22 protein-coding genes are annotated in these 23928 nt (G+C 61.9%); 9 read left to right on the top strand and 13 right to left on the bottom strand.

Going from position 1 to position 23928, the window contains the following annotated elements; genetic code table 11:
* Nucleotides 1-83: 83 nt before the first annotated feature.
* Nucleotides 84-992 (bottom strand): LysR family transcriptional regulator, encoded by a 909-nt coding sequence (locus tag AD670_RS03145; RefSeq protein WP_053128246.1) that lies wholly within the window; start codon nt 990-992, stop codon nt 84-86.
* 204 nt (nt 993-1196) lie between these two features.
* On the opposite strand from AD670_RS03145, the gene AD670_RS03140 reads away from it, so the two are divergent.
* Both AD670_RS03140 and AD670_RS03135 read left to right on the top strand, forming a co-directional pair.
* Nucleotides 1197-1595, top strand: coding sequence for a helix-turn-helix domain-containing protein (locus AD670_RS03140; RefSeq protein ID WP_053128244.1), 399 nt, complete (start codon nt 1197-1199; stop codon nt 1593-1595).
* Between the two features lie 57 nt (nt 1596-1652).
* Nucleotides 1653-4415 (top strand): winged helix-turn-helix domain-containing protein, encoded by a 2763-nt coding sequence (locus AD670_RS03135; RefSeq protein WP_053128242.1) that lies wholly within the window; start codon nt 1653-1655, stop codon nt 4413-4415.
* Here the strand turns inward: AD670_RS03135 and AD670_RS03130 are convergent.
* Nucleotides 4362-5885, bottom strand: a complete 1524-nt coding sequence (locus AD670_RS03130) for a winged helix-turn-helix domain-containing protein (RefSeq protein ID WP_053128240.1) — start codon at nt 5883-5885, stop codon at nt 4362-4364. The two genes, AD670_RS03135 and AD670_RS03130, sit on opposite strands and share 54 nt — an antisense overlap.
* 95 nt (nt 5886-5980) lie before the next feature.
* Nucleotides 5981-6931, bottom strand: a complete 951-nt coding sequence (locus AD670_RS03125; RefSeq protein ID WP_053128237.1) for a GlxA family transcriptional regulator — start codon at nt 6929-6931, stop codon at nt 5981-5983.
* 182 nt (nt 6932-7113) lie between these two features.
* Between AD670_RS03125 and AD670_RS03120 the strand changes: the two genes are divergently transcribed.
* Entirely contained in the window at nt 7114-7836 is a 723-nt protein-coding gene (locus tag AD670_RS03120; RefSeq protein WP_053128236.1) for a pirin family protein, read from the top strand.
* Between the two features lie 145 nt (nt 7837-7981).
* Nucleotides 7982-8446 carry a phage infection protein gene (locus tag AD670_RS30500; RefSeq protein WP_082340894.1) on the top strand — a complete coding sequence of 155 codons (465 nt, stop codon included), beginning with the start codon at nt 7982-7984 and terminating at the stop codon, nt 8444-8446.
* 61 nt (nt 8447-8507) lie between these two features.
* Here AD670_RS30500 and AD670_RS03110 read toward each other — a convergent pair whose 3' ends face one another.
* Nucleotides 8508-9512, bottom strand: coding sequence for a quinone oxidoreductase (locus AD670_RS03110; RefSeq protein ID WP_053128234.1), 1005 nt, complete (start codon nt 9510-9512; stop codon nt 8508-8510).
* A 101-nt stretch (nt 9513-9613) separates the two neighbouring features.
* On the opposite strand from AD670_RS03110, the gene AD670_RS03105 reads away from it, so the two are divergent.
* The 5 genes from AD670_RS03105 to AD670_RS03085 all read left to right on the top strand — a co-directional run bounded on the left by AD670_RS03105 (nt 9614) and on the right by AD670_RS03085 (nt 14531).
* Complete coding sequence (locus AD670_RS03105; RefSeq protein WP_053128231.1) at nt 9614-10477, top strand: LysR family transcriptional regulator; 864 nt, start codon at nt 9614-9616, stop codon at nt 10475-10477.
* A 323-nt stretch (nt 10478-10800) separates the two neighbouring features.
* Nucleotides 10801-11529: a winged helix-turn-helix domain-containing protein gene (locus AD670_RS03100; RefSeq protein WP_053128229.1), complete on the top strand. Its 729-nt coding sequence runs from the start codon at nt 10801-10803 to the stop codon at nt 11527-11529.
* Nucleotides 11522-12223: a hypothetical protein gene (locus tag AD670_RS03095; protein ID WP_053128227.1), complete on the top strand. Its 702-nt coding sequence runs from the start codon at nt 11522-11524 to the stop codon at nt 12221-12223. The genes AD670_RS03100 and AD670_RS03095 overlap by 8 nt, the downstream gene beginning before the upstream one ends.
* 31 nt (nt 12224-12254) lie before the next feature.
* The gene (locus tag AD670_RS03090; protein ID WP_053128225.1) at nt 12255-12902 is read left to right on the top strand and encodes a winged helix-turn-helix domain-containing protein; all 648 of its coding nucleotides are present in this window, start codon (nt 12255-12257) and stop codon (nt 12900-12902) included.
* A 237-nt stretch (nt 12903-13139) separates the two neighbouring features.
* Entirely contained in the window at nt 13140-14531 is a 1392-nt protein-coding gene (locus AD670_RS03085) for an undecaprenyl-phosphate glucose phosphotransferase (protein ID WP_053128223.1), read from the top strand.
* Between the two features lie 192 nt (nt 14532-14723).
* Here the strand turns inward: AD670_RS03085 and AD670_RS03080 are convergent, their stop codons facing one another.
* From AD670_RS03080 to AD670_RS03040, 9 genes are all read right to left on the bottom strand, one after another.
* A complete protein-coding gene (locus tag AD670_RS03080; RefSeq protein WP_053128221.1) occupies nt 14724-16799 on the bottom strand; it encodes a YjbH domain-containing protein in 2076 nt (691 codons plus the stop codon).
* Nucleotides 16796-17563, bottom strand: coding sequence for a capsule biosynthesis GfcC family protein (locus AD670_RS03075; RefSeq protein WP_053128219.1), 768 nt, complete (start codon nt 17561-17563; stop codon nt 16796-16798). The genes AD670_RS03080 and AD670_RS03075 overlap by 4 nt, the downstream gene beginning before the upstream one ends.
* Nucleotides 17560-18213 (bottom strand): YjbF family lipoprotein, encoded by a 654-nt coding sequence (locus AD670_RS03070; protein WP_256243855.1) that lies wholly within the window; start codon nt 18211-18213, stop codon nt 17560-17562. Before AD670_RS03070 ends, AD670_RS03075 begins: the two co-directional genes overlap by 4 nt.
* 12 nt (nt 18214-18225) lie before the next feature.
* On the bottom strand, nt 18226-19338 hold the full coding sequence (locus tag AD670_RS03065) for a polysaccharide biosynthesis/export family protein (RefSeq protein ID WP_053128217.1): 1113 nt from the start codon (nt 19336-19338) through the stop codon (nt 18226-18228).
* 87 nt (nt 19339-19425) lie between these two features.
* Nucleotides 19426-19665, bottom strand: coding sequence for a hypothetical protein (locus AD670_RS03060; protein WP_053128215.1), 240 nt, complete (start codon nt 19663-19665; stop codon nt 19426-19428).
* Nucleotides 19666-19843: 178 nt separating this feature from the next.
* Nucleotides 19844-21253: a mannose-1-phosphate guanylyltransferase/mannose-6-phosphate isomerase gene (locus tag AD670_RS03055; RefSeq protein ID WP_053128213.1), complete on the bottom strand. Its 1410-nt coding sequence runs from the start codon at nt 21251-21253 to the stop codon at nt 19844-19846.
* 23 nt (nt 21254-21276) lie between these two features.
* Nucleotides 21277-21735: a GDP-mannose mannosyl hydrolase gene (locus AD670_RS03050; RefSeq protein ID WP_053128353.1), complete on the bottom strand. Its 459-nt coding sequence runs from the start codon at nt 21733-21735 to the stop codon at nt 21277-21279.
* Nucleotides 21736-21740: 5 nt separating this feature from the next.
* The gene (locus tag AD670_RS03045) at nt 21741-22949 is read right to left on the bottom strand and encodes a glycosyltransferase WbuB (RefSeq protein WP_053128211.1); all 1209 of its coding nucleotides are present in this window, start codon (nt 22947-22949) and stop codon (nt 21741-21743) included.
* Nucleotides 22949-23926 (bottom strand): GDP-L-fucose synthase, encoded by a 978-nt coding sequence (locus AD670_RS03040; protein ID WP_053128210.1) that lies wholly within the window; start codon nt 23924-23926, stop codon nt 22949-22951. Before AD670_RS03040 ends, AD670_RS03045 begins: the two co-directional genes overlap by 1 nt.
* Nucleotides 23927-23928 lie beyond the last annotated feature (2 nt).

Here is a 23928-nt window from a genome sequence, read left to right as displayed (position 1 = left end):
CAATGTGGGAGGGAGCTTGCCCCTCCCACATTGAACCGAGTACACCAGGCTCACAACTCCGATCGGCCCAGAGGCCGCCAAGCTCAACCCCCTCCCGCCATATGCTCCGCAATCCTGCCCCTCAACCACCGCTCCGCCGGGTCATTGTCATGCACCCCGCTCCACACCATCGACAACTCCGCCGCATCAATCGCAAACGGCGGGTCCTCTGCCCGTAGCGCCGTGCCCTCGGTCAACGCACATGCCGCATAATCCGGCACCGTCGCAATAATCTGCGTACCGGCCAGCAACGCCCGCAGCCCACTGAATTGCGGCACCGCCAGCACCACCCGCCGTGCACGGCCGATACGCGCCAGGTCCAGGTCGATGTTGCCGCTCAAGTCCCCGGAGAACGACACCATCGCATGGGGCCGCTCGCAGTACTCATCCAGGGTGAGCGGCGCCAACCCGTCATCACCGCGCAGTACCTTGCAGGGAATGTCCCGCAGTTTCTTACGCTTGGCATTCGCCGGCAGTTCGGTGGTGTAGCTCACCCCCACCGAGATCTCGCCACTGGCCAGTAACGTGGACATCAGCAGGTAGTTGGCGCGGCGTACCACCACGATAATGCCGGGGGCTTCTTCGCGCAGTTGGCTGAGCAACGGCGGGAACAGGCCGAACTCGGCGTCGTCGGACAGGCCGATGCGGAACACCGCACAACTGGTGGAAGGGTCGAAGTCCTTGGCGCGGCTGACCGCGCCTGAAATGGTGTCCATGGCCGGTTGCAGTTCCTTGAGTATCGCCACGGCGCGCGGTGTGGGCTCCATGCCCCGGCCATTGCGCAGCAGCAGCGGGTCGTCGAACAAATCTCGCAGCCGACCCAGGGCCGCACTCACCGCCGGTTGGCCCATGAAGAGCTTTTCGGCAACCCGAGTCAGGTTCTTCTCGAACATCAGCGCTTCGAAAATCACCAACAGGTTCATGTCGACGCGGCGCAGGTCGTTGCGGTTCATGGCGGTATCCAAACGGTTAGCAGGCTGCCAGCTAAGCAGGCAAAACACTGTCTGGATTGCACGCCTGTGCTGTCTTTTTCGTGACCGCACCTGGCGAAATTAACAACGATTAACTCGCCAGCCAGACGGTCCGGCGCCAAAAATGAGCCGGTCTACACTGCATCCATTCACCGGGAACGCTCCCATCGACTGCGGATATTCGTCATGGCCCGACCTGCGTACTACTCTCCTCGCTTATCCGCTACCGGCGGCCTATGCCCACGGCGCGAGCGCATCGCCAAGCAATTGATCCTCGCCAACCTCGGCGAAAGCCTGGCGATTGCCGACCTGGCCCAAGCCTGCGCCCTGTCGCGCAGCCATTTCTCCCGCGCATTCAAGTGCACCACCGGGCTGTCGCCCCAGGAATGGATACGCCAGCAACGCATCCAGCGGGCCAAGGAACTGATCACCGGATCCTCCTTGAGCCTCACGCAAATCAGCCTGGAGTGCGGGTTTTGCGACCAGGCGCATTTCTGCCATATGTTCACGCGCAGCGAGGGCGTCAACCCGATGACCTGGCGAAATCACCAACTGCGTCACAAGCCTCAAGAGATCGCCGCCTAGTGGTCTGCATGCGCCTGGAATATGCTGGCCGCTACTTTCCCCAGAACATGGCCACCCATGAGTGACCCACGCGACCAGGCCGTGCATTTCGGCCCCTACCGTATTCACCCGCACCAGCGTCTGGTGCTGGAAGCCGGTCGCCCGTTGCGCCTGGGACGGCGGGCAGTGGATATCCTGCTGATCCTGCTGGAGCAGGCCGGCAATGTGGTGAGCAAGCAGGAACTGATCGCCCGGGTCTGGCCTAAAAGCGTGGTGGAAGACGGCAACCTGCGGGTGCATATGGCAGCGCTGCGCAAGGCCCTGGGCGATGGCCAGGCCGGGCAGCGCTATATCGTCACGGTGGCCCAGCGCGGCTACAGTTTTGTGGCACCACTGAGCATCGAGCCGATGAGCCTACCCACCGAAGGCGCGCCCCAACGCCCGAGCCACAACCTGCCGCTGCGACGCACGCGCATGCTCGGCCGCCAGGCCCTGATCGACAGTCTGGTGCAGCACCTGCCCGAGCAACGCTTTATCACCCTGACCGGCGCCGGCGGCATCGGCAAGACCACCGTCGCGTTGCGCGTGGCGGAATTGTTGATCGGGCATTACCCCGACGGTATTCGCCTGCTGGACCTGGCGCCTCTCAGCGCACCGTCGATGATCCTGCCCAACCTCGCTGCGCTGCTCGACCTCACCCACACCGAGCACGAGCCGCTGGCTGTGTTTGCACGCCGCCTGCAGGCGCGCCAGTTGCTGCTGGTGATCGACAACTGCGAGCACCTGCTGGACGACATCGCACTGATCAGCGAGACCCTGCTGCGCCACGCGCCCAAATTGCACATCCTCGCCACCAGCCGCGAGGCCTTGCGCGCCGAGGGCGAGTCGGTGCAACGCCTGGAGCCCCTGGCCTGCCCGCCCGCCACCGGCAACCGCGCCCAGGCCTTGGGCTATCCGGCCCTGCAACTGCTGATCGAGCGGGCCATGTCCCATCAGGACAGCTTCGAACTGAGCGACGCCGAACTGCCCCTGGCCATCGACATCTGCCAACGCCTGGACGGCATTCCCCTGGCAATCGAGCTGGTGGCCGCGCAGATCGAACGCTTCGGCCTGCCCGGCCTGCTGGTGCAAATGGAAGACAACTTCCGCCTGCTCACCCGTGGCCGACACAGCGCCCTGCCCCGCCATCAAACCCTGCGCGCCACCCTGGACTGGAGCTTCGAACTGCTCACTGGCTGCGAGCAAATCTGCCTGCGTCGCCTCGCGGTGTTCCGGGGTGGTTTCAGCCTCGCCAGTGCTGCGGCGGTGATCGCCGGGCAAGAGGTTGCGCCGGCCGAGGTGCTGGGTTCGATCACCCAACTGGTGGCGAAATCCTTGCTCAATGTGGAGGCCGGGGATGACGAGGTGATCTATCGCCTGCTGGACATCACCCGCACCTATGCCCTGGAAAAACTCAGCGTCGCCAATGAACTCGACGCCACCCGTGAACGCCACGCCAACCGCTGCCTGGTGCTGATGAACCAGGCGCAGGACGATTGGGAGCAGACCGCCACCCAAGCCTGGATCGACCGCTATGCCCCGCTGCGCGAAGACATTCGTGCCGCCCTCGACTGGGGCCTGGGCGACCAGGGCGTCCACCTGCTGGGCATTCGTCTCACTGTCAGCGCCACGCCGCTGTGGCAGGAGTTGTCACTGCTGCGCGAACACGGCCTGTACGTGGGCAAGGCCCTGACGCGGCTGGGGCAATCGAGTGTGCCGAGCCAGCGTTTGAACATGGCCTTGCAGTTGGCATTCGGCAGCTTTTCCTATCACGCCCAGGGCGGCACGCCGCAGACCATCGAAGCCTTTGCCTGTGCGCAGCGCCTGGCCGAAGCCGACAAGAACCTGGTCGGCCAACTGCGTGCGGTATCAGGACAAATGGCGGTCAGCCTGTGCGGCGGCAACTACCACGAGGCCTTGAAGCAAAGCCTGCATTTCGACCGATTGGGGCCTCAGGCCGAGCCGTTGCTGGCCCTCAGCGCCCAACGCCTGAGGGTGCTGGCGCAGCACTTCGCCGGCCACCAGACGCTGGCGCAGCAGAATGCCGAACAGGTGATCCAGAGCATGGCCCAGAGCGGCCATCTCAACCGATTTACCCACGGATTTGGCGTGCAGTACGACCAGAGCGTGGCCTCGTTGACCATCCTCGCACGCATCCTGTGGCTGCGCGGTTTTCCCGAACGTGCGTGGCGCACCGCAAGCCAGGCGCTGGAGTTGGCGTTGCAGATCAACCACGGCACGTCGATTTGCTACACCCTGGCCCTGGCGGGGGTGGTCATCGCCCACTACAACGGCGACAGCCTCGCAGCCCGCGACCAGTTGGACCTGCTGCTACAGCAGGCGCAAAAACATTCGGTGCAGTTGTTCCACACCTGGGCGCAATGCTACGAAGGCACCGCGCAGATCGCCGATAGGCAGGGGTTGGGGCTGGTCGAAGACATCCTGGTGACCTTCAACGCCCGTGCAGTGGATGAGGCCTTGTTCGAACGCGCCCGGAGCGGTGCCGCCGGCTGGTGCAGCCCGGAAATCCTGCGCGTGCGCGCCGAGGCCATGCCCGATGCCAACGGGGCTGAGGCGCTGCTGCTCGAAGCCCTGGGCCTGGCACACCAGCAAGGCGCGTTGGCCTGGGAGCTGCGCTGTGCGGACTCCTTGGCGCGGCTGTGGCAAAAACAGGGTCGTGTGCAGGCCGCCCGCGACCTGCTGGGTTCGGTCTACGCGCGATTTACCGAAGGCTTCGCCACCCAGGACCTAGTCCGCGTACGCCGCCTGCTCGACGAGCTGCAGGACAAACGGCCGGCCTGAAAACGTCCCCAGGTAATGCCCATAGCCCTGCTGCAAACGCGCCACCTGCTGCGGGTTGCGCAGGAGTGCCAGGCCATAGCTGCGCACACTGTTGAGCAGGCGATAGCGTGGATAACCCGGACCGGGTTCCACGCCCAGCAGCGAGGTGCCGACCAGGCGCCCGAGCAGGTACGACAAATCAGCGTGTTCCAGCTCGGTGCCGGCCACCAGCTTGCTCAGGGTGGGCAAGGTCACGGCCATCTTGAATAAGCTCAATTGCAGGAACAGCCAACGCTCCGGCAGGCTCAGGCGCTGGTATGTCCAGTCCAGGGCGGCGGTCAGGGATTGGTGGCGCTCCACCGCCGTGCGGCGACCCCGGGTCAGTACCTGCAACCCACTGTGCAACTGCGCCTGTAAACCGCGTACGCCCAACGCGTCCACCTGGGCCGCCGCCAGTTCAAGGGCCAGGGGAATACCGTCGAGGCGCCGGCAGATGTCCCGCAACGGCGCCAGGTCCTGGTGGCGCAATACAAAGCCCTGTTGACCGGCACACGCCCGCGCGACGAACAGTTGCACGGCGGGGAACGCCATCGCCTGTTCAATACTGCCCACCGCCGACGGCGCCGGCACGGCCAGTGGGGGCACGCGCAGCACCCATTCGCCTGGGGCCTGCAACGCTTCGCGACTGCTGACCAGCACGCTGACCTGGGGCGCGTTTTCGCGCAGCGCCCGCAAAAGATGTCGACAGGCACCGAGCAGCAGGTCGGCGCCGTCGAGCACCAGCAGCAATTGCCGGGACACCAGTTGGCGGCACAACTCAGTGACACTGCCGCGGGGTTCCAGATGCAGGGCCGTGGCCAGGTGGCACAGCATCAGCAGCGGTGTCTCCAGGGTGGCCAGGTCGACCCACCACACACCGTCGCGGTAGCGCGGCAACACGCGCTCGGCCAGCGCCAGGGCCAGGGTGCTCTTGCCCACGCCGGCGCAACCGGTGAGGGTTATCAGGTGCTGCCCGGACACCCGCCGCACCAGTATGCCCAGCAGCTCATCGCGACCGATCACCGGGCTGAGTCGGGTGGCGAGGTTATGCCGGGGCAGCACCGTGGCGGCTGCAACCTCCACAGGTGCAACAAAACAGTAACCGCGCTGGGGGTCATTGAGGATAAGGCGTTGCCCGTCGAGGGCACGGCGCAGTGCGGCGATGTGCACCCGCAGGTTGTTCTCTTCCACCACACTGCACGGCCAGACCCGCTCGATCAGGGTGGCCTTGCTGATAAATTGCCCTGGCGACTCCAACAGTACCGCCAGGATATCCAACGCCCGCCCGCCCAGCGACACCGGCCAACCCGCCTTGCTCACCAGTCGCTGCTGCCTGTGAAAGACATAGTCACCGAAACGCACCGTGCTATCCGCGTCAATCGCCAGAGGGATATTCATGTCTGCAATCGCGCTGGAACACCCGGTCTTGGGCGTCCGCGCATCCTTTTCCATGGGCTCGACGCTATCTTGCCAGCTACCCGTGACAGGACAATGCTGGCACGGGGAGCACGACGGACAATCGGGTGCGCGAGACGGACATCCTGTCGTTAACTGAACTGCTGTCGGTATTGGGTAGGGTTCAGGCCGAGTTTTTCACTGAATAGAAAGCGCATATGCCGCACGCTGCCGAAGCCTGCGTGGAACGCCACGGTCTTGAGCGGCAGGTCGGTGGTTTCCAGCAGTTGCCGGGCGCGGTCGATGCGCGCGCCTTGCAGGAAGGCCATGGGCGTCATTTGCACATCCTTGGCGAACAACCGGGCAAAGTGGCGTGCACTCATGCCCGCCAGCTCGGCCATGGACTCGATGCTGAAGGGCTGGTCCAGATGGGCGAGCACATGGTTCTGCACGCGGGTGATCGCGGTTTCCTGGGGCGCCACGGACGCGGTCATCGGACTGAACTGGGCCTGGCCGCCCTGGCGCTTCATCACCACCAGCAGCACCTTGGCCACATCCACCGCCACTTGCTTGCCATGGTCCTGGGCGACGATCGACAGCGCCAGGTCGATACCGGCGGTGACCCCACCCGAGGTAATCAAGCGCCCGTCCTGCAGGTAGATGCGATCTGTCTCGACGATGGCCTTAGGGAAGGCCTTGATCAGCCGCTCGGTGTAGTGCCAGTGGGTGGTCACGCGGCGCTCGTCGAGCAGCCCGGCGTGGCCCAGCACAAAGGCTCCGGTGCAGATCGAACCGAAGCGTCGCGCCCGTGGCGCCGCCGCCTTGAGCCAGGGCAGCAGCGCCGGGTGGCATTCGTTATAGGCACCCGGGCCGCCGGGCACCAGCAGCAGGTCATAAGCCGCCTGGGCCTGGTCCAGCAGCAGGTCAGTCTGGACCAGCACCCCATTGGAAGCGCGCAACGGACCGGGCTCGGTACCCAGGGTGAGAATCTGGTAATGCTCCGCCGCCGGCAGGTAGCGGTTGGCAATGGAAAACACTTCGAGCGGCCCGGCCATGTCCAGCAGGAGGAAGTCCGGGAACAGCGCCATGGCCACGGTTTTCATACAGGAAGCATCCATCAAGGGGAAAGAAAGCGGCAGGCATTATGGCATGCCTTTAACTGTCAATCTGAGAGAGACAGTTATTCAAATTTCAGCTTCTTAATGAATATTTCAGTTACCAGTAACCTTCTTCTCAACGCAAGCGCCCTGCATCTCGCAGCCCGCGCTCACTTGAGGACACCACCATGCTGACCCTTCGCAAAGCTTCCGAACGCGGCGCCGCCAATCACGGTTGGTTGAAGTCGTTCCACACTTTCTCGTTCGCCAACTATTGGAACCCCGATGAACAGGGTTTTTCCGACCTGCTGGTGATCAACGACGACCGCGTCGCGGCCGGCAAAGGCTTCGGCCAGCACCCGCACCGCGACATGGAGATTTTCTCCTATGTGCTTGAAGGCGCCCTGGAACACAAGGACACCCTGGGCACCGGTTCGGTGATCCGCCCCGGCGATGTGCAACTGATGAGCGCCGGCAGCGGCGTGGCCCACAGCGAGTTCAACCACAGCCAACACCTGGGCGTGCACTTCCTGCAAATCTGGATCGTGCCCGCCGTGGCCGGTGCCGAGCCGCGCTATCAACAGGAGCACTTCAGCGCGGCGCAGAAACAAGGGCGCCTGCAACTGATCATCTCGCCGGACGGCACCGACGGCTCCCTGACCGTGCGCCAGGACGCCAGGGTGTACGCCGGGCTGTTCAAGGGCGACGAAGCCGCGACCCTCGACCTGCCGCCGGATCGCCACGTGTACATCCATGTGGCTCGGGGCAGCGTCGACATCAACGGCCAGCGCTTGCAGGAAGGCGACGGTGCCCGAGTGCGCGATGAGCGGCAAATCCGCCTGAGCCAGGGCCAGGATGCCGAGGTGCTGGTGTTCGACCTGCGCCCCCAGGAACGGCCACAGATGCCGTGACCGGCGCGGCGATGGCCCTTTGAAACGGGCCATCGCTGGCATCGATAGTCACCATCAGCGCAATGAAGTTCTCTTAAAAAATGCAACGCGTAACATCAAACCCATACCAAGCAACACCCAACTAAAACACTCGGAGCACACCATCATGAAACGCCAAATCTTGCTTAGCCTCGCTTTCTCGGTACTCGCTGCAAACGCATTTGCCCACCCTGTTGTTGCTGAAGGCGGCGCGGATCGCCTGATCGAAAGTCGTGTTGCCGAAGGTGGCTCGGATCGCCTGCTGGAACGTCGTGTTGCCGAAGGTGGTGCTGATCGCTTGCAGCAACGCGGTATTGTTGAAGGTGGTGCCGACCGCCTGCAAGGCAACCGCGTTGCCGAAGATGGCGCCGACCGCCTGCAAGGCAACCGCGTTGCCGAAGATGGCGCCGACCGCCTGCAAGGCAATCGCGTTGCCGAAGATGGCGCCGACCGCCTGCAAGGCAACCGCGTTGCCGAAGGTGGCGCTGATCGCTTGCAGGAACGTGGCCTGGCCGAAGGCGGTGCTGATCGCTTGCAGCAACGCGGTCTGGTCGAAGGCGGTGCTGATCGCCTGCTGGACAACCACGCATAACCTGCCCTGCTTAAAGGGCACCCCAAACCGGCCTGATCAGCCGGTTTTTTTTCGCCTTCGATTAATGCAGGTCGCGATCTACCCACACCACGGCCTTGCCGATCTGTTGCCGCGCTTCGATGCGCTCATGCACCTGCTGCAGCGTTTCCAACGTGTAATGCCCTTCGATAGCCACGGTCAACGTGCCTTCAAGCATCGCCGCAAACACCGCGTTGGCGCGCCGTTGTACGGTCGCGCCGTCAGCCATATGGTCGGCCAATCGGGGACGCGTCAAAAACAGCGAGCCCGCCTCCCCCAGTTCCATCGGGTCGAGGTCGGTCAGCGAACCCGAGACATTGCCATAGTTCACGATCAGGCCGCGCGTGCGGCAGGCGCGGAAGCTGTCACGCAGGGTGCTTTTGCCGAGCGAATCGAAGACCACATCCACCCCCTGCCCGCCCGTGGCCTCCAACACCCGCTCGGCAAATCGGCCGCCGTCATAGACCCAGGCCTGGTGAGCACCGCGTTCGTGGGCAATGGCACAGCGTTCAGCGGTGCTGCCGGTGGCGAACACCGTGGCGCCTGAGCGCCGGGCCATCTGCACCAACAACTGGCCGATGCTGCCGCACGCAGCGTGGACCAGGCAGGTGTTGCCGGTCTGCAACCTGGCGACATCCTCGATCAAGTAGTGGGCGGTACAGCCTTGAAACATCGCCGCAGCAGCCTGATCGAAGGCGATGGCAACGGGAATCTGCGCCACCCTGGCTGCGGGCACCAGGGCGTACTCGGCGAAGGCGCCCCAGGCGATGCACCACGCCACCCGATCGCCTACGGCCAAATGGCTGACGCCTGCGCCGACTCCCACCACGACGCCGGCGCCCTCCATACCCAAGGTGCAGGGCACACGCACCGGATAGGTCGACGACTGCGCATATTTGCCCTGGCGGGTATGGATATCCATGAAGTTGATCCCGGCGCACGCCACCTTGACCAGCACATGCCCGGCCAACAGCTGGGGTTTGGGGACGTCATGGCGCAATTGGGCGACTTCAGGGCCGCCGTAGGTTTGCAAGGTAATGGCTTTCATCGGGGACAACTCCGTGTGCACTGGGAAGCGGCCATGGTAAAAGGACACCCTCAGTAGGAAAATTCCCCAAACTCTCCCAGCCTCCGTGCGGAAATAACCCGATGTTCGATTGGCAGGATCTGTATTACTTCACGGTGTTGGCGCGTAGCCAGTCGTTGTCGGCGGCCGCCCGCGAGTTGCAGGTGGAGCACGCCACCGTCGGGCGCCGCGTCGATGCCCTGGAAAAAGCCCTCGGCGTCAAGCTGGTGGACCGCCTGCCGCGCAGCCGCCCACTCACCGCGCAAGGCCTGGCATTGGCGGAGTTGGCGGCGGGCATGGACGAAATGGCGACGCAGGTGATGCGCCTGTCGCGGGTCGCGTCCATCGAAATGGCCGGCACGGTGCGGGTCAGCTGCCCGCCGTCCATCGCCCACTATTGCATCGCGTCCCATATAGCGCGCCTGCGCAGCCGATACCCGCAGTTGAACCTGGTGCTGATACCGTCGACCGAACTGGCTGCGCTGGACAAAGGTGAAGCGGATATTGCCCTGCGCACGGTGCGTCCCGATGAGGAAGCCCTGGTGCGCAGGAAGGTCGGCGTGGTGCGTTTCGGGCTATATGGCCCGCCGACATTCCTGCAATTGCCGGCTGCGCAGTGGACTTTCATCGCCTACGACAGCAGCCGCGATCACCTGCCCCAGCAAGCCTGGATGCACCAACTGCGCGGCAGCCGTGAGATCGCGTTTGCCGCAAGCGACCTGGCCACCCAGCAAATGGCGGCCAGGGCCCAGGTGGGCGCGGTGGTCTTGCCGACCGTGGTGGGCGATCACGACCCGTTGCTGGTCAGGCTGCCCACGGCGGTCGAAGGCCCTTTACGTGATATTTGGCTTACGGTGTACCCCGACATGCGCCGCTCGCCGTCCGTGAAGGTGGTCATGGAGTTTTTGGTGGCGTGCATCGAGGCCGAGGTGCAGCTACGTCGTTGACGTCGAGCCGAGGCGGTGTCCGCCAACCTTGGGGTCGCCCTGCCGGCGCTTTTTCCGGCCTGAGCAGGCAATGCTTAAACCTGCGCCGGTGAAAAAAAATCGTTGGAACTAAAATACTTATCGCACATTAAGAGTTTGCACTAGCATATGTCTAAGTCCGTACAACCCCCCGTGCACTATCCCCCTATTACCCGGCTGCGCTCGTAAAAGCCAAGTGGCGAATGTTAAAATTTGTCACGTTTTAGCCTAATCAATTCGATTAGTATCTAAACGCTAGCAGCGATTGAACTGACGGCCTTGCATGCCGGAAAAGGGAGTAGGTGATGCATTTTTCCAACGTCCTCGCTATTGCACGGACTCAATCGAAATCGGAGGACTTTCGGGCGCTTTTAGTTCGCACTGTAGCGAATAATTTAAAAGTCGATACACGTTGCTACGGGCAACTAATTGACACCCAGGAAAGTCACATGCATTACCGTGCCATCATCCTGGAAATTGATACACCCTCCGCCAGCAATCTAAGCCTGGACATAATAAGAAAGGCGCGAACTGAAAATCCCGACTGCACGATATTCGTCGTCGTCACCTTTGCCTCCACCCTGAGCAAAACAAAATACTACCTGGCCGGCGCCGATTACTGCATCAAGGTGATCGAAACTTCCCCGGAAAAAAAGTTGCACCTGTTTGATGCGTTCCTCAGCGAAAGTGCTCGTTTCAATCAGTGCGACCTGATACTCGACCAGGACCGCATGTGCCTGTATGGCGACGGCAAGAAGTTGGAAATTTCCTTCGTCGAAATGAAAGTACTGGAAGCGCTTATTCAGAACCGACTGCTCAGTCATAATGAGATCGCCAGTGTCATGGGACTTAATACCAAGTACTACGACTCCCGCGCACTGGAAAAATCCATCAGCCGTTTGCGCAGTAAAATCAAGGCGCACTACGGTGAAAACATCATCCAGAATATTCGCGGTTATGGTTACAAACTCAGCCGGGGTCTTATTTGCGCCAGCCATTTCCACTCTGCTCAGGAAGGGCCGAACCGTGAATAGCGAAAAAACCCCCTCTTTACAGCCCCCTCACTTCAAGATCATCAGGCAAGCCATCGTTGATCGCGGTCATGCCTGGTGGGGCAGTGAAATCAGCGTGGCGGGGGGCGTTAATCTCGAACAACTTGAAAGTGCCTGCACTGAGGCCTTGCGCCATATCCACCCACCGCGCAAAACGCTTAATGCACTCCACCCGGCGAAGAGTCATACGCTTCTGCGCATCGGGCAATCAGCCTTGATGAACGACGATATTCTCAGGGCGATCATTCAAGCCGCGCGGGCATTGGAATACCACAAACACCCCTTCACCCTGAGTCTCGACAACCCACTGGACGCCCTGCCCGGTCCGGTAGAACGGCGGGCGATGGTGCGCCAGTTGTATAAGTTGAAAGACCACAGCATCACATTGGCCTACAACAACTACAGACTCGATACAAAGCCGGCAGACCTGCTGATCGACCTTGAGCTCTACGACTACATAAAAATGCCGTTTCCGGATTCTGCCCTGCGGCTCAGCCTTAATACCCGTTCGGACCTGTTCGACCGGCTCTATGACCGCATGCTGGAGCTGATCAGTGTGAGCAAAGTGTGCTTTATCGCCGATCAGGTCGAATTTGCCGACAGCGCAATGCTGGCTAAAAACTTACCGTTCGAATACTTTCAGGGCGGTTATTACTCCCCCGCTGACTGCCTCTAACAACTGCATCTTCCTGATATGGGTGGACCTTATGAGCTCCTTCAAGAAACACGCCTTCGCTCCGACACTTGCATCTATCGCACTGCAGGACTTCACGCCCAACGCAGAGTTCTTCCATTACGATGTAAACGCGGCGGCCAAAACGGACCCCGCCGATACAAACCTGGCGTTTTCTCAACCACAGATCACCCCGCGCTTTAATGCCTACATCATTACCCACACCCTCAACTTGCCCTCACAACCGTTTAACGCCAAGTGGCAAGAATCCATAATGCCAACCGCCAAGGACCCTGACAGCGCGCCGAATAACCACACACGCACCCAGGATATAAGCGCTGAACGAACGCCACCGCATCCACAGGATTTCTGGCTGCTCACCCAACATGACCGAACACTGGTCAAAGGTGGCCTGCGCATCTCATTGACCACCATTGAATCGGCATTGATTAAAAAGATGCTGCACCATGAAGAGCGTGTGGTCAGCAAAGAAGAGTTGATCCGTAATATAGGGCGTGAACCTGATTTATACCGCGGACTGGAAATGTGCCTGAGTCGCCTGCAGGAAAAATTCAAGCGGGTCAACGACGGTGAACGTCTGTTTCGTGCAGTAAGAAACCGTGGTTATTGCCTGACGCAAAAAATTAAAAAGCCGCTAGAGCTTAGTCAGCCACGCCGTTAACAAAAATAAAAAAACCCAGACTTTTTAATTCACCCTGCCTATTAACAAACTCTTCTACCTGCCCTTTTATAACACCCCCTTCGCTAGCACGCTCCTGACCTTGTTATAACTCGTCAGCCACTGCCCCCTGCCGTTCATTACTATCAATGGGTACGCGCCTGCGCGTGCCTGTCGTTTATAACAGCTAACCCCTTAACGCCTGCCACCACGTGCGCGGTCATCACCGGGAGCAGAACTATGCTTACTAACACTAGACTGCATCGAAACCTGACCCCCAGGGGTTTAACGTTCTGGGGACAATGGACACTTGCATCGGGCTTGGTGGTTGCACTGTTATTTACGTTGGTTATCCTAAAGACCGGCCAACTGGAGTATTACTACCGCGTCTTGGCCGCCTTTACGATATTAGCCTCTCTCCCGGCGTATACATTGTGCGACGTCTATAGCAAGAAAGATGACTATGCCGTGGGCCTTGGACGTTTATTCATGGGCTGGCTGTTAACCATGGCTATATTGTTTGCCGTGGGCATAGCGTGTAATGCCAGCGCCCTGTTTCCGCTGGAAACCTTATTACTCTGGGCGGCCGTCAGTTACCCGTTATTGGCACTGTGTTATATACCGCTGCACAGCCTGTCCCGGTATTACCATCGCCAACTTCACGAGCGCCACAAGTCGTTGATCGTAGGCACTGGCAAGCTTGCCGTGGACCTGGCCAGAACCCTCTCGCGGCAAAAACGCTCGCCCCTGGTGGGCCTGGTCGGCAGCCGTGCCGAGGCCGCAGAGGCTGCGCAAGCGCAGATACTCGGCGAGCTGCCGCAATTACCCCAATTGATCCGACAACACGGCATCCGCCGGCTCTACATCACCCATTCATTGCAGGAAGCCACCCACATTGAGGCGTTGTACCTCAACCTGCTGGAGATCAGCGTGGATGTGATCTGGGTGCCCGACCTCAATAACATGCTGCTGCTCAACCATTGCGTGGCCGAGGTGGATGGGCTGCCAGCGATCTTCCTCAATGAAAGCCCGCTGACCAGCCGCCCCACCGCAGCGCTGAGCAAATCGCTGCTGGACAAGAGCCTGGCGCTGCTGGCGATCATCGTGCTGAGCCCACTGCTGTTGCTGTTCGCGGTGTTGATCAAGCTCACCTCCCCTGGCCCGGTGATCTTCAAGCAAGACCGCCACGGCTGGAACGGTGAGGTGATCAAGGTGTGGAAATTCCGCTCCATGCGCGTGCATGACGACCATGAGGTACGCCAGGCCAGTCGCAACGATTCGCGCATTACCCCGGTGGGCCGGTTTATCCGGCGAACGTCCATCGATGAATTGCCGCAGTTGTTCAACGTGCTGCAAGGCCACATGGCACTGGTCGGCCCGCGCCCCCATGCGATTGCGCACAACGACTACTACTCGGGGAAAATTCGCGCCTACATGGCCCGCCACCGGATCAAACCCGGTATCACCGGCCTGGCCCAGGTCAATGGCTGCCGGGGCGAGACCGAGACCCTGGAGAAGATGCAACAGCGCGTCGACATCGACCTGCGCTACATCAACACCTGGTCGCTGTGGCTGGACATCAAGATCCTGTTGAAGACGCCGTTTACGCTGCTGTCCAAGGACATCTACTGATATCCGGCAATCAATACAGTTCAAATGTGGGAGGGGCTGCGCGGCAGCCCCAAAACCAGCCCCAGAGGAGTGCCTGATACACCGCATTCGCCTTCATCAGGGGCGCTTCGCACCCCAACGCGGGACAAGCCCGCTCGCCACAGAGGTTCCCGTTTGCTGCGCGACAGCGCTACGTCGAAGAGATAGTGGGATCTATTCGGTGATCTTGCCGATGTTCTTATAGAACAGCTCACTGTCGCGCCCGTCGGTCATCGAATGCAGTGAGTAGGCGCGGTTCAAGCGTGCGCCGCCATCGCGGGTCAGCGGTGCCCATACCAGGTTGGCGCGACGCATCGTCGACAGGCTCATCAACTCATCGAACGGAATGGACAGGTACAGGCCTTTGTCGAAGCTGCCCTCACCGTACTGTTCACTGGACACGGTGGTACGGGTGATCCACGCGCCAATCCGCACGCCATTGTTGAATTCCCGCGACAGGTCCAGGGTCGCGCCCCAGTCCCTGGCCAGGTAGCGGCCCACACTCAAGGCGCCCTGAATGTTGAACGGCAGATCGGTATAGCCGGTGATATGTCCGGTGACGGTGCGGTAATCGCGCAAGCTGAAATCCTGCTCGAAACCACGCTGGCGCACGTAGTTCAGATCGGCACCCAATGCCCAGCGCAGGCCCATCGGGCGGTACAGCACTTCACTGCCGACACCGGCATACATCGATTCCAGCAAGCCACCGTAGACCATCCCGTAGAGGTCCTGGTCCAACTGCACCGCATGGTTGAGCTGGAAGGTCGGCAGGGTCACATCGGACGTGGTCATGTAGCGGCGCAGGTCGGTCCGCACCCGTGGCAGACCACTGGGGGCATCGTAGGTAAAGCCGTCGTAGTTGTTCAGCAGGTTGACGCTGAGCAGGCCGCTCCACCAGGTATTGCGAGTGAATCGGTACTCGGCGTCGAGGTCGGCGGAGACCTGGTAGAGCAAGCCATCCGGCCCGCCGACGTTCTGCTTGTAGCCCAGCCCCACACCATAGGTGAAGGGTTTCGGTGGCTGGGTATACAGCACTGTCTGGCTGCGGTTGCTGGCGCGATTGACCTCGACCTGGCGATGCAGGTCCTGCAGGTCTTCACGCTGGTTGACCACCTCGCGAAAGGTCTCGCGCGGCACGCTGGTTTCTTCGATCGGCAGCGCATAACGCTCGCTCACCAGGGTGAACCAATCGATCTGGTCATTCACGCTGTTATCCAGAATCCGACTGGCGCGACCCACCGCCTTGGCACTGTAGAAATAGCGCTGCTGTTCGCCGTACACCAATAGCTCGGGCCCGCGCTGGGTAATGCGCTGCACGTTGTAGCCGGCATTGTCGTGCAGGCGCTGGGAGACGGCAGCCCAATCCACCTGGTCCATCGGCGTGGTCGGTGCCTTGGCAGGCAACTTGGGTGCCGGTGGGTCGTAGGTTTTTACCGGGGCTTTGCGGCTGACGAAATTGGTGTGCAGGGTGATACCGAACATGGCGGTGTTGCCACGCTCCCAGGCGGCGCTCACATCGATGGCGTCGGCCAGCTTGTAGACCAGGCCCAGGTTGATGGGCGAGTCCTGGCGCTGGTTGTTGTCGCGGGGCTCGTTCTGATAGTCGTTGCCTTCGTATTCCAGCTTGAGGCTCAGCGGCGCCCAGGGTGTCTGATAGGCGATCCCCCCAAACAACGCGGGTCGGCCGCGAAAGTAGCCGTTGGAAAAACTGCCGGACCCTTCGGCGGTGGGTCGCTCGTTGAAACGATCATCCAAGGCGCCCAACGGGTTGTCGAAATCACCGCGACTGCCCAGGTACCCCCAGGCGATGCCGGCACTGAAATCCACATCGCCGTAACGCTTGTTGGCCACCAGGTACTCGCTGGAAAACAACCCGGTGCCGCCCAGGTCCATGAAGCCCAGCGCCACCTCGGGCAGCCAGTGGCTTTCCTGATACAGGCGCACTTTGGCGTCGACGGCCTTGTCCTTATAGCTCTGGCCGCCGCTGAACGACTCGGCACCATAGGGGCGGTTGGTGATCGCGGTGTAGCGAAAGGTACCCTCCAGCCAGTCCAGGGGTTGCGCCGAAAAGCTGTAGCGGCTGTAGGGTTCGGTGCGGTTGGCATTCACGCTGAGCTCGCCGGCGGGCGCCATGCGTGCGGTGGGGGTTTGCAGCAGCCCGACGCCGCCAAAATCGCTTTGGGTGTAACGGGGATCGCCATGTGCGACGCCACAGGGCACCAGCAGCACGGCCGCAATACATAATTTCAAGGCGTGACCTCGGCCAGGGGTTGGGTGGCAAGAAACTCGGCCAGTTGCTGATTGAGCTCAGGGGTGGGCGGGTCCAGGTCGTCATTGCGGATCGGCACCAGCAACGTGCTGCCCGGTGCGGGCGGCATGCCGTCTTCGCGGTTCCATGGGGCAATGCCCAGGCGCGTGACGTGGCCATCGGGCTGGATCAGCCACAGGTAATCGCGGTCCGCTTCCGCCAGGGCCGGACAGGCGTGGAGGTAATCGAGGGGCCGCTGCATCGGCTGGAATGCCAACGTGCAGGCCACGGCGACGGCCCCCACGACGCGCACGCTGTGGGGTCTCGGCGGATAGACCAGGCGGTCGCCATCACTGACCCGCAGGTTCGGCGCAAAGCCGACTTCCACGGCCACCGGATCCAGCATCGCCCGTTGGCGGCCGGTCACCGGCAAGGCCTGCACCTGCTGATACAACTGCGCCGCAACCTGCACGCGACCTTCATGCCCGGCCGCCAACGCCGCCTGCTGCAGGGTGTGCAGGTCAAACAGCACACCGGCCTTGAGCCGTGCCTGCTGCGCCAGCAAGGGTTGGCGCAGCCAGGCCGCACCGAGCCAATAGCCCTGGGCATCCGGTTGCGACGCGGTGATGACATCCAGCAAGCGAGCTTCGGGCGCCAACGGGATCGACCCCGGATGGCGCACCTCGCCGCTGACTGTCATCGCGGCCTGAGACACACTGGCGCAACCGTACAACAGCAGCAGTGCACCGAGTCTTCGAACCATCATGGGGCGTCCTTGCGGGTCGGTTGCAGTTGGGTGATGGTCAGGGTCAGGTCGGGCGTCAGGTGCTGCTCGCTCTGCACGATAAAACCGTCGGAGGGGTCGACCCAGTACCGGTTACGCGCCTGAAAGCCGGCGGCCTCGATGTCTTCATCGACCCGCAGCAAGGCATAGGGTTTGTCGAGAATCTCGACGGTCTCCAGGCCCTGACGCGTCATGCGGCTGTTGACCGTAACGCCCAGGCGATAGCCGTCCACCAGGTCGATCTGGCGCGTGCTGCGATAACCGTCCGGCACCCGGTGCAGCCCCTGCTGGAACGGCGACCGGCCCTGCCAGCGCGTGCCATCCAGGTCAGTGCCCAGGCCCACCGTACGCACCACCAGACCGTCGCGCAGCAGCAGCACCTGTTTGCCGGACGCCACCCAGAACTGCAGGTCATCACGCTGGCGGATCAGCGCCATGACCCCTTCGCCGGACACCGTGGTGACCTTGATCTGCGGGAACGGCACCGCATCCACCTGGGCCTGGCTCAACACCAGCGGCGTCGGCCCGCCCACGGCAGCCTTGAAGGTATCCAGCGAGGCCTGCATCAGCGGATTGCAGCCCGCCAACAGCCACGCCAACCCTGCGTACGTACCGATTTTCAGACTGTTCACGCAGGTACCACCCTATCGGCTGCTGGCTTCGCTCAGGTTGTTCTGGGTGGATGCGCCAATGCCGATGATCGACGCGGACGGCACCAGCTGGCTGATAAAACGGTTCCAGCGCGTGATATTCGCCGGGCCGACAAACACCACGTCCTGTGGCTGCACATCAAAGCGCGTGGCGAGGGCCATGGCCGAGGGGGAACCGGCTTCGAGTTGGAACACCTTGGCCGGTTCCACATTGATGTTCTGTGCGCCGCGAATCACGTAGATGGCATCGGCGTTGGAGGTGTTCTGGTTGACCCCGCCCACCGAACCCAGCACGTCGGAGAGGTTCATGCTGCGGGTCTTGAAACTCAGCGCGCGAGGTTGCATCACCTCGCCCATCACGTAGATGCGCTTGCGGTCGTTGTAGGCCAGGTACAGCTGGTCGCCGTCCTTCAGGTAAATGTCATTCAGGCGCGACTGCTCAAGGTTGAGCGTGTCGAGGTCCAGGGTGTAGCGCTTGCCGCCACGGGTGAGGGTGAGGTTCGACAGGTCGGCGTTGATCGGGTCGATACCGGCCGCGCCAAGGGCTTCGCTCACGTTCATGGCAATGGTGGTGATGGGCATCGGACCGGCCTTGATCACCGCGCCGCTGATCACCACTTTCTGGCTGGCAAAGCGCAACACGCTGACATCCACCTGGGGGCTGTCGATGTACTGGCGCAGCTTGTCGGTGATCTCGCTGCGCAGCGCTTCAATGCTGCGCCCCTTGGCAACCACCTCGCCCACATAGGGGTAAAACAGATTGCCCTCCGGGCTGACCAACCGACCGTTGGCATCGATCTGCTGTTGCGGGCCGGACGGCGCGGTGAGTTCAGGGTGATCCCATACCGTGATATACAACGCATCATTGGCGCCGATCAAATACGGCCCGGGTTTATAACTCAAGAGTTCCGCAGGGATGGAATAAGGCACGTGGCTTGCCGCGTCCATGGCCAATAACTTTGGTGTAATCGGAATTAAATCCACGCGACTGTTTTCAGCCCCGCCCTCTTCGGTCAGGGCGGCCGTGTCCATATATTGGCCCGGGGCAAACATGCAGCCTTGCAATAATGCAGCGGCCACGGCTGCAATAGAAAAAATACGCATCATAGTGCTAGGACACTCGCGATAGACGACAAGAAAAAAAGACCACTTGGGCGGGGAATCCAAGCGGTCTTAAAAGCGGAGGGTGTACGACTAGTTGCTGGTACCCGTAGTGCCGGTGGTGCCGGTAGTACCCGTGGTGGTGCCGCCATTGGAGCTGCCGCCGCTGTTTGAAACAGCGGCAACACCCGCAATCAGGGCAGCGCCGACCAACAACGTTTGCCCCACCGTAACGGTTCCGACCACTTCGGTATCAAGCCCCAACGGTAACTCGTCGGCCATCGCCGAAGTACTCAAGACACCGAGTACCAGAATAGCCAATGATTTTCTCATGTCAGACTCCTTATCATCAGTGAGCAGGCAAACCGATAGTGCCATTCAACTAAACAGCACACCAGACAGATATATTTAACCGGCTTAGTTGAAAATAACGTTTTTTCGGCAACCCCCCGGTCTGCACTGCATTGCGCCCGGCGAAGTTATTTAAAACGTTATTAATTGTCGGAAAACATCAGGCCCTGCCGTACTTGTCTTCAAAGCGCACAATATCGTCCTCGCCCAGATAAGAGCCCGACTGCACCTCGATCAACTCCAGCGGGATCACCCCTGGATTTTCCAGGGCGTGCACCTGGCCGATGGGGATATAGGTCGACTGGTTTTCCGCCACCAGGTAAGTCTGTTCGCCATTGGTCACCCGCGCCGTACCACTGACCACGATCCAGTGCTCGGCGCGGTGGTGATGCATCTGCACCGACAGCTTGGCCCCCGGTTTCACCGTGATGCGCTTGACCTGGTAACGCTGGCCGTTGTCCACCGAGTCGTACATGCCCCATGGCCGATACACTTCGCGGTGGTTGAGATGCTCATGGCGCCCGGCCTGCTTGAGCAGGTCGACGATGCCCTTGACCTGCTGCACCTGGTCCTTGTGGGCCACCAGCACCGCGTCCTTGGTCTCGACAATGATCAAGTCCTGCACCCCCACCGTGGCCACCAGCCGACTGTCGGCGTGGACGTAGGTGTCACGGGTGTCCAGGCTCAGCCCATCGCCGCGGATCACATTGCCGCTGGTGTCTTTTTCGCTGGCCTCCCACAACGCCGACCACGAGCCGATATCACTCCAGCCAGCCTGCAACGGCACCATCACCGCGTCGCTGGTGTTTTCCATCACCGCGTAGTCGATGGAATCGTCCGGGCACGCGGCAAAGGTCGCGGCATGCACGCGGGTAAAGGGTTGATCCTGGCTGCCTCCTTCCAGCGCCACGCGACAAGCCTCAAGGATGGCCGGCTGGAAGCGTTCCAGTTCCTCCAGGTAACGGCTGGCGCGGAACATGAACATGCCGCTGTTCCAGTAATACGCACCGCTGGCCACATACGCCGCCGCGGTGGCGGCATCGGGCTTCTCGACGAAGCGCTTGACCCGATAACCGCCCTCGCCCACCCCCGCGCCCTGCTCGATATAACCGTAGCCGGTGTGGGCGCTGGTGGGGGTGATACCGAAGGTCACCAGTTTGCCGTCACGGGCAAGCGGCAGCGCCACTTCCAGGCTGGCATGAAACGCCGGGATGTCTTCGATCAAATGGTCCGCCGCCAGCACCAGCAGGATCGGGTCCTGGGCGTCAGCCACCGCCTTGCACGCCGCCAGCGCGATAGCCGGCGCCGTATTGCGCCCCACCGGTTCCAACAGGATGCTGGCCTGCTCCATGCCCAACTGGCGCAACTGCTCGGCCACCAGGAAGCGATGTTGTTCATTGCAGATCAACTGCGGCAGCGCAACGTTGGCGCCTTCCAGCCGCGTGATGGTCTGCTGCAGCATCGACAGGTGCGCGTCGGTCAAGCGCAGGAACTGCTTGGGGTTCAGTTGCCGCGACAGCGGCCACAGGCGCGACCCCGAACCGCCTGCCATGATCACGGGTAACAACATGAGAGCGTCCTCGGGAAAGAGAGTCAGAAATAGGCGCGAGCGTGTTCATGCACCCGCAGGCTGATGCGCAGTTCATCCTGGGGCCACCAGCGGTAATGCTGGTGTTGCTCCGTGGGCGGCTGCAGGGTCTGGCCTTCCGGCAGGTCCAGGCAATAGCTGAGCACCACGTAATGGGTGTCCGGCCCGGCCCCGGCGTTGGCGAACACGCTGTCGTCGTAGAAGTGCTCGAACACCCCCAGCAGCCGCGCCTCGGCGCGCTCAAAGGTGTGCCCCAGTTCGTCGCGGGTGATGCGCCGAAAGGCGCTGTCGAGGCGTTCGTTTTTCTGGATACGCCCACCGGGCACGAACCAGAAGCCGTAGGCCGGCCGGTTGACGCGCAAGCCCAGCAAGGCCTCGCCACGGCTGTTTCTCACCACCAGATCGATCGCCACCAGCGGCGTCGACGCCACGACCGTATTGAAGGTCGGTAAATCAAGCCACATACCCATCAGACCTGTGCCAGAAAGCGTTGCAGAATGCGTTCCTTGTCGAGGAACTCCTTGGCGTAGTTCAACGCCACCTCATTGCGCGCGGGCAATGCCAGTGCCCGCTCGATCCCTGTGTTCAGCGCCGCGACGGACTCCGGTTCAGCCAACAGCGCAATGCCGGGGTGTTCCTCGCACAGGCGGCCGAGGGTAGTGCCAGGGTCGGCGGTGATGATGGCGTGGCCGCCCACCGCCAGGATATTGGTCAACTTGGAGGGCAGCACCGCGTCCGCCACCCCGCGCTTCTGGATCACCAGGTGCACGTCGGCCGAGGCCAGCAGCGCCGGCAAATCCTCGTAGGGCTGCAACGGCGCAAACAGCACATTGCGCAGGCCGTCGCGCTCTACACGCTCAAGCAAACGCGCCTTGCCGGTGCCCTGGCCGACGATCAGGAACACCAGCTCCGGGCGATCGGCATGGGCCTGGGCGGCGTCGAGGATCAGCTCCAAGCCCTGCTTCTCGCCGATATTGCCGGAGTACAACAACACCTTTTGGCCCGGCGCCACACCCAGGCGTTGCAGCAGTCCACAACTGCGGGGCACCTGGCGAAAGCGCGCGGTTTCCGACCAATTGGGAAAGAACAGCAGGCGCTTGCTGCTCACGCCCTTGCCCTTTGCTTTGTCGAGCATGCCGCTGGAAATCGTCGAGACCCGGTCAAAGCGCCGCAACAGCCAGCGTTCAAGCCCAAACGCCAGGCGACGCATAACGGAGCCGCCACCGATACCGAGGCCGAACATCGCATCCACTTCGTAGTCCTGGATATGCAGCACCGAACGCGCGCCACTGAGCTTGGCCAGCAACAACGCCTGGGGCGCACAAAACAGCGTGGGCACCACCAGGATCACCAGGTCCGGTTTCCAGCGCAGTTGCCCCAGCACCGCCAGACAGGAGCTGGCGGAAAAGCTCATCAGGTGCAGCAGCCGCGTGAGCGCGCGGGGCTGGCGTGGCACATACAGTGGGCAGCGAATCACCGTCACACCGTGGTCCTGCTCGGTGCGAAAGCGCCACGGCGAATAGCCCTCGCCCACCTGCCACTGCGGGTAATACGGCGGCGCCGTCACCACCCGCACGTCATGCCCCTGGCCCGCCAGCCAGCGTGCCTGTTCGCCGCTGTACTTGCCGATGCCGGTGAGCTCCGGGCTGTAATTGATGCCGTACAGGAGGATCTTCATCACTGGCCCCGAGGCTGTTCGAGGGCGGCGAGGTAGGCGTTGTAGGCGTCGCGCAGGCCTTCCTCCAGCGGCACATAGGCTTCCCAGCCGAGGGCGTTGATGCGGCTCACATCCAGCAGCTTGCGCGGCGCGCCGTCGGGCTTGCTGGCGTCAAAGCGCAACTGCCCCTTGAAGCCGGTGACCCGCACCAGTGCCTGGGCCAGTTCGGCGATGGTGCAATCCACCCCGGTGCCGACGTTCAAGTGCGAACGCATCGGCTGGGTCTGCTCGCGGTAGCGTTCCTGGCTGAGTTCCATCACATGCACGCTGGCCGCCGCCATGTCATCCACATGCAGGAACTCGCGCCGCGGCGTGCCACTGCCCCAGATCACCACTTCCTCATCGCCGCGCTGGGTCGCCTCGTGGAAGCGCCGCAGCAAGGCGGCGATCACATGGCTGTTCTGCGGGTGGTAGTTGTCGCCCGGGCCGTACAGGTTGGTGGGCATCACGCTGCGGTAATCGCGGCCATGCTGGCGGTTGTAGCTTTCGCACAGCTTGATGCCGGCGATCTTGGCCACCGCGTAGGGTTCGTTGGTGGGCTCCAGCGCACCGTCGAGCAACACCGCTTCGATCATCGGTTGCGGTGCATGCACCGGGTAGATGCAGGACGAGCCGAGGAACAACAGTTTCTCCACGCCATGGCTATGGGCGGCGTGGATCACGTTGGCCTGGATCATCAGGTTCTGATAGATGAAATCGGCCGGGTACGTCGCGTTGGCGTGAATCCCGCCGACCTTGGCGGCCGCCAGGTACACCTGGTCCACACGGTGCCTGGCGAAGTACGCCTGCACTGCCGCCGGGTCGAGCAGGTCCAGCTCATCACGGCCGGCCGTGAGCAACTGCGTGTAGCCCAAGGCCCACAGGCGCCGCACGATGGCCGAGCCGACCATGCCGCGATGACCGGCCACGAAGATTCGCGCATCAAAGTCACGGGCCATGC

The organism is Pseudomonas sp. MIACH (assembly GCF_001269925.1).
GTDB lineage: Bacteria > Pseudomonadota > Gammaproteobacteria > Pseudomonadales > Pseudomonadaceae > Aquipseudomonas.
Note: the sequence above shows the minus strand (reverse complement) of the source record. Positions and strands in the feature narration are given on the sequence as shown.

Bases quoted from the DNA above. Each gene is read 5' to 3' on its own strand.
- AD670_RS03145 (WP_053128246.1), bottom strand. From the start codon at position 992: ATGAACCGCAACGACCTGCGCCGCGTCGACATGAACCTGTTGGTGATT.
- AD670_RS03140 (WP_053128244.1), top strand. From the start codon at position 1,197: ATGGCCCGACCTGCGTACTACTCTCCTCGCTTATCCGCTACCGGCGGC.
- AD670_RS03135 (WP_053128242.1), top strand. From the start codon at position 1,653: ATGAGTGACCCACGCGACCAGGCCGTGCATTTCGGCCCCTACCGTATT.
- AD670_RS03130 (WP_053128240.1), bottom strand. From the start codon at position 5,885: ATGGAAAAGGATGCGCGGACGCCCAAGACCGGGTGTTCCAGCGCGATT.
- AD670_RS03125 (WP_053128237.1), bottom strand. From the start codon at position 6,931: ATGAAAACCGTGGCCATGGCGCTGTTCCCGGACTTCCTCCTGCTGGAC.
- AD670_RS03120 (WP_053128236.1), top strand. From the start codon at position 7,114: ATGCTGACCCTTCGCAAAGCTTCCGAACGCGGCGCCGCCAATCACGGT.
- AD670_RS30500 (WP_082340894.1), top strand. From the start codon at position 7,982: ATGAAACGCCAAATCTTGCTTAGCCTCGCTTTCTCGGTACTCGCTGCA.
- AD670_RS03110 (WP_053128234.1), bottom strand. From the start codon at position 9,512: ATGAAAGCCATTACCTTGCAAACCTACGGCGGCCCTGAAGTCGCCCAA.
- AD670_RS03105 (WP_053128231.1), top strand. From the start codon at position 9,614: ATGTTCGATTGGCAGGATCTGTATTACTTCACGGTGTTGGCGCGTAGC.
- AD670_RS03100 (WP_053128229.1), top strand. From the start codon at position 10,801: ATGCATTTTTCCAACGTCCTCGCTATTGCACGGACTCAATCGAAATCG.
- AD670_RS03090 (WP_053128225.1), top strand. From the start codon at position 12,255: ATGAGCTCCTTCAAGAAACACGCCTTCGCTCCGACACTTGCATCTATC.
- AD670_RS03085 (WP_053128223.1), top strand. From the start codon at position 13,140: ATGCTTACTAACACTAGACTGCATCGAAACCTGACCCCCAGGGGTTTA.
- AD670_RS03075 (WP_053128219.1), bottom strand. From the start codon at position 17,563: ATGATGGTTCGAAGACTCGGTGCACTGCTGCTGTTGTACGGTTGCGCC.
- AD670_RS03065 (WP_053128217.1), bottom strand. From the start codon at position 19,338: ATGATGCGTATTTTTTCTATTGCAGCCGTGGCCGCTGCATTATTGCAA.
- AD670_RS03060 (WP_053128215.1), bottom strand. From the start codon at position 19,665: ATGAGAAAATCATTGGCTATTCTGGTACTCGGTGTCTTGAGTACTTCG.
- AD670_RS03055 (WP_053128213.1), bottom strand. From the start codon at position 21,253: ATGTTGTTACCCGTGATCATGGCAGGCGGTTCGGGGTCGCGCCTGTGG.
- AD670_RS03050 (WP_053128353.1), bottom strand. From the start codon at position 21,735: ATGTGGCTTGATTTACCGACCTTCAATACGGTCGTGGCGTCGACGCCG.
- AD670_RS03045 (WP_053128211.1), bottom strand. From the start codon at position 22,949: ATGAAGATCCTCCTGTACGGCATCAATTACAGCCCGGAGCTCACCGGC.
- AD670_RS03040 (WP_053128210.1), bottom strand. From the start codon at position 23,926: ATGGCCCGTGACTTTGATGCGCGAATCTTCGTGGCCGGTCATCGCGGC.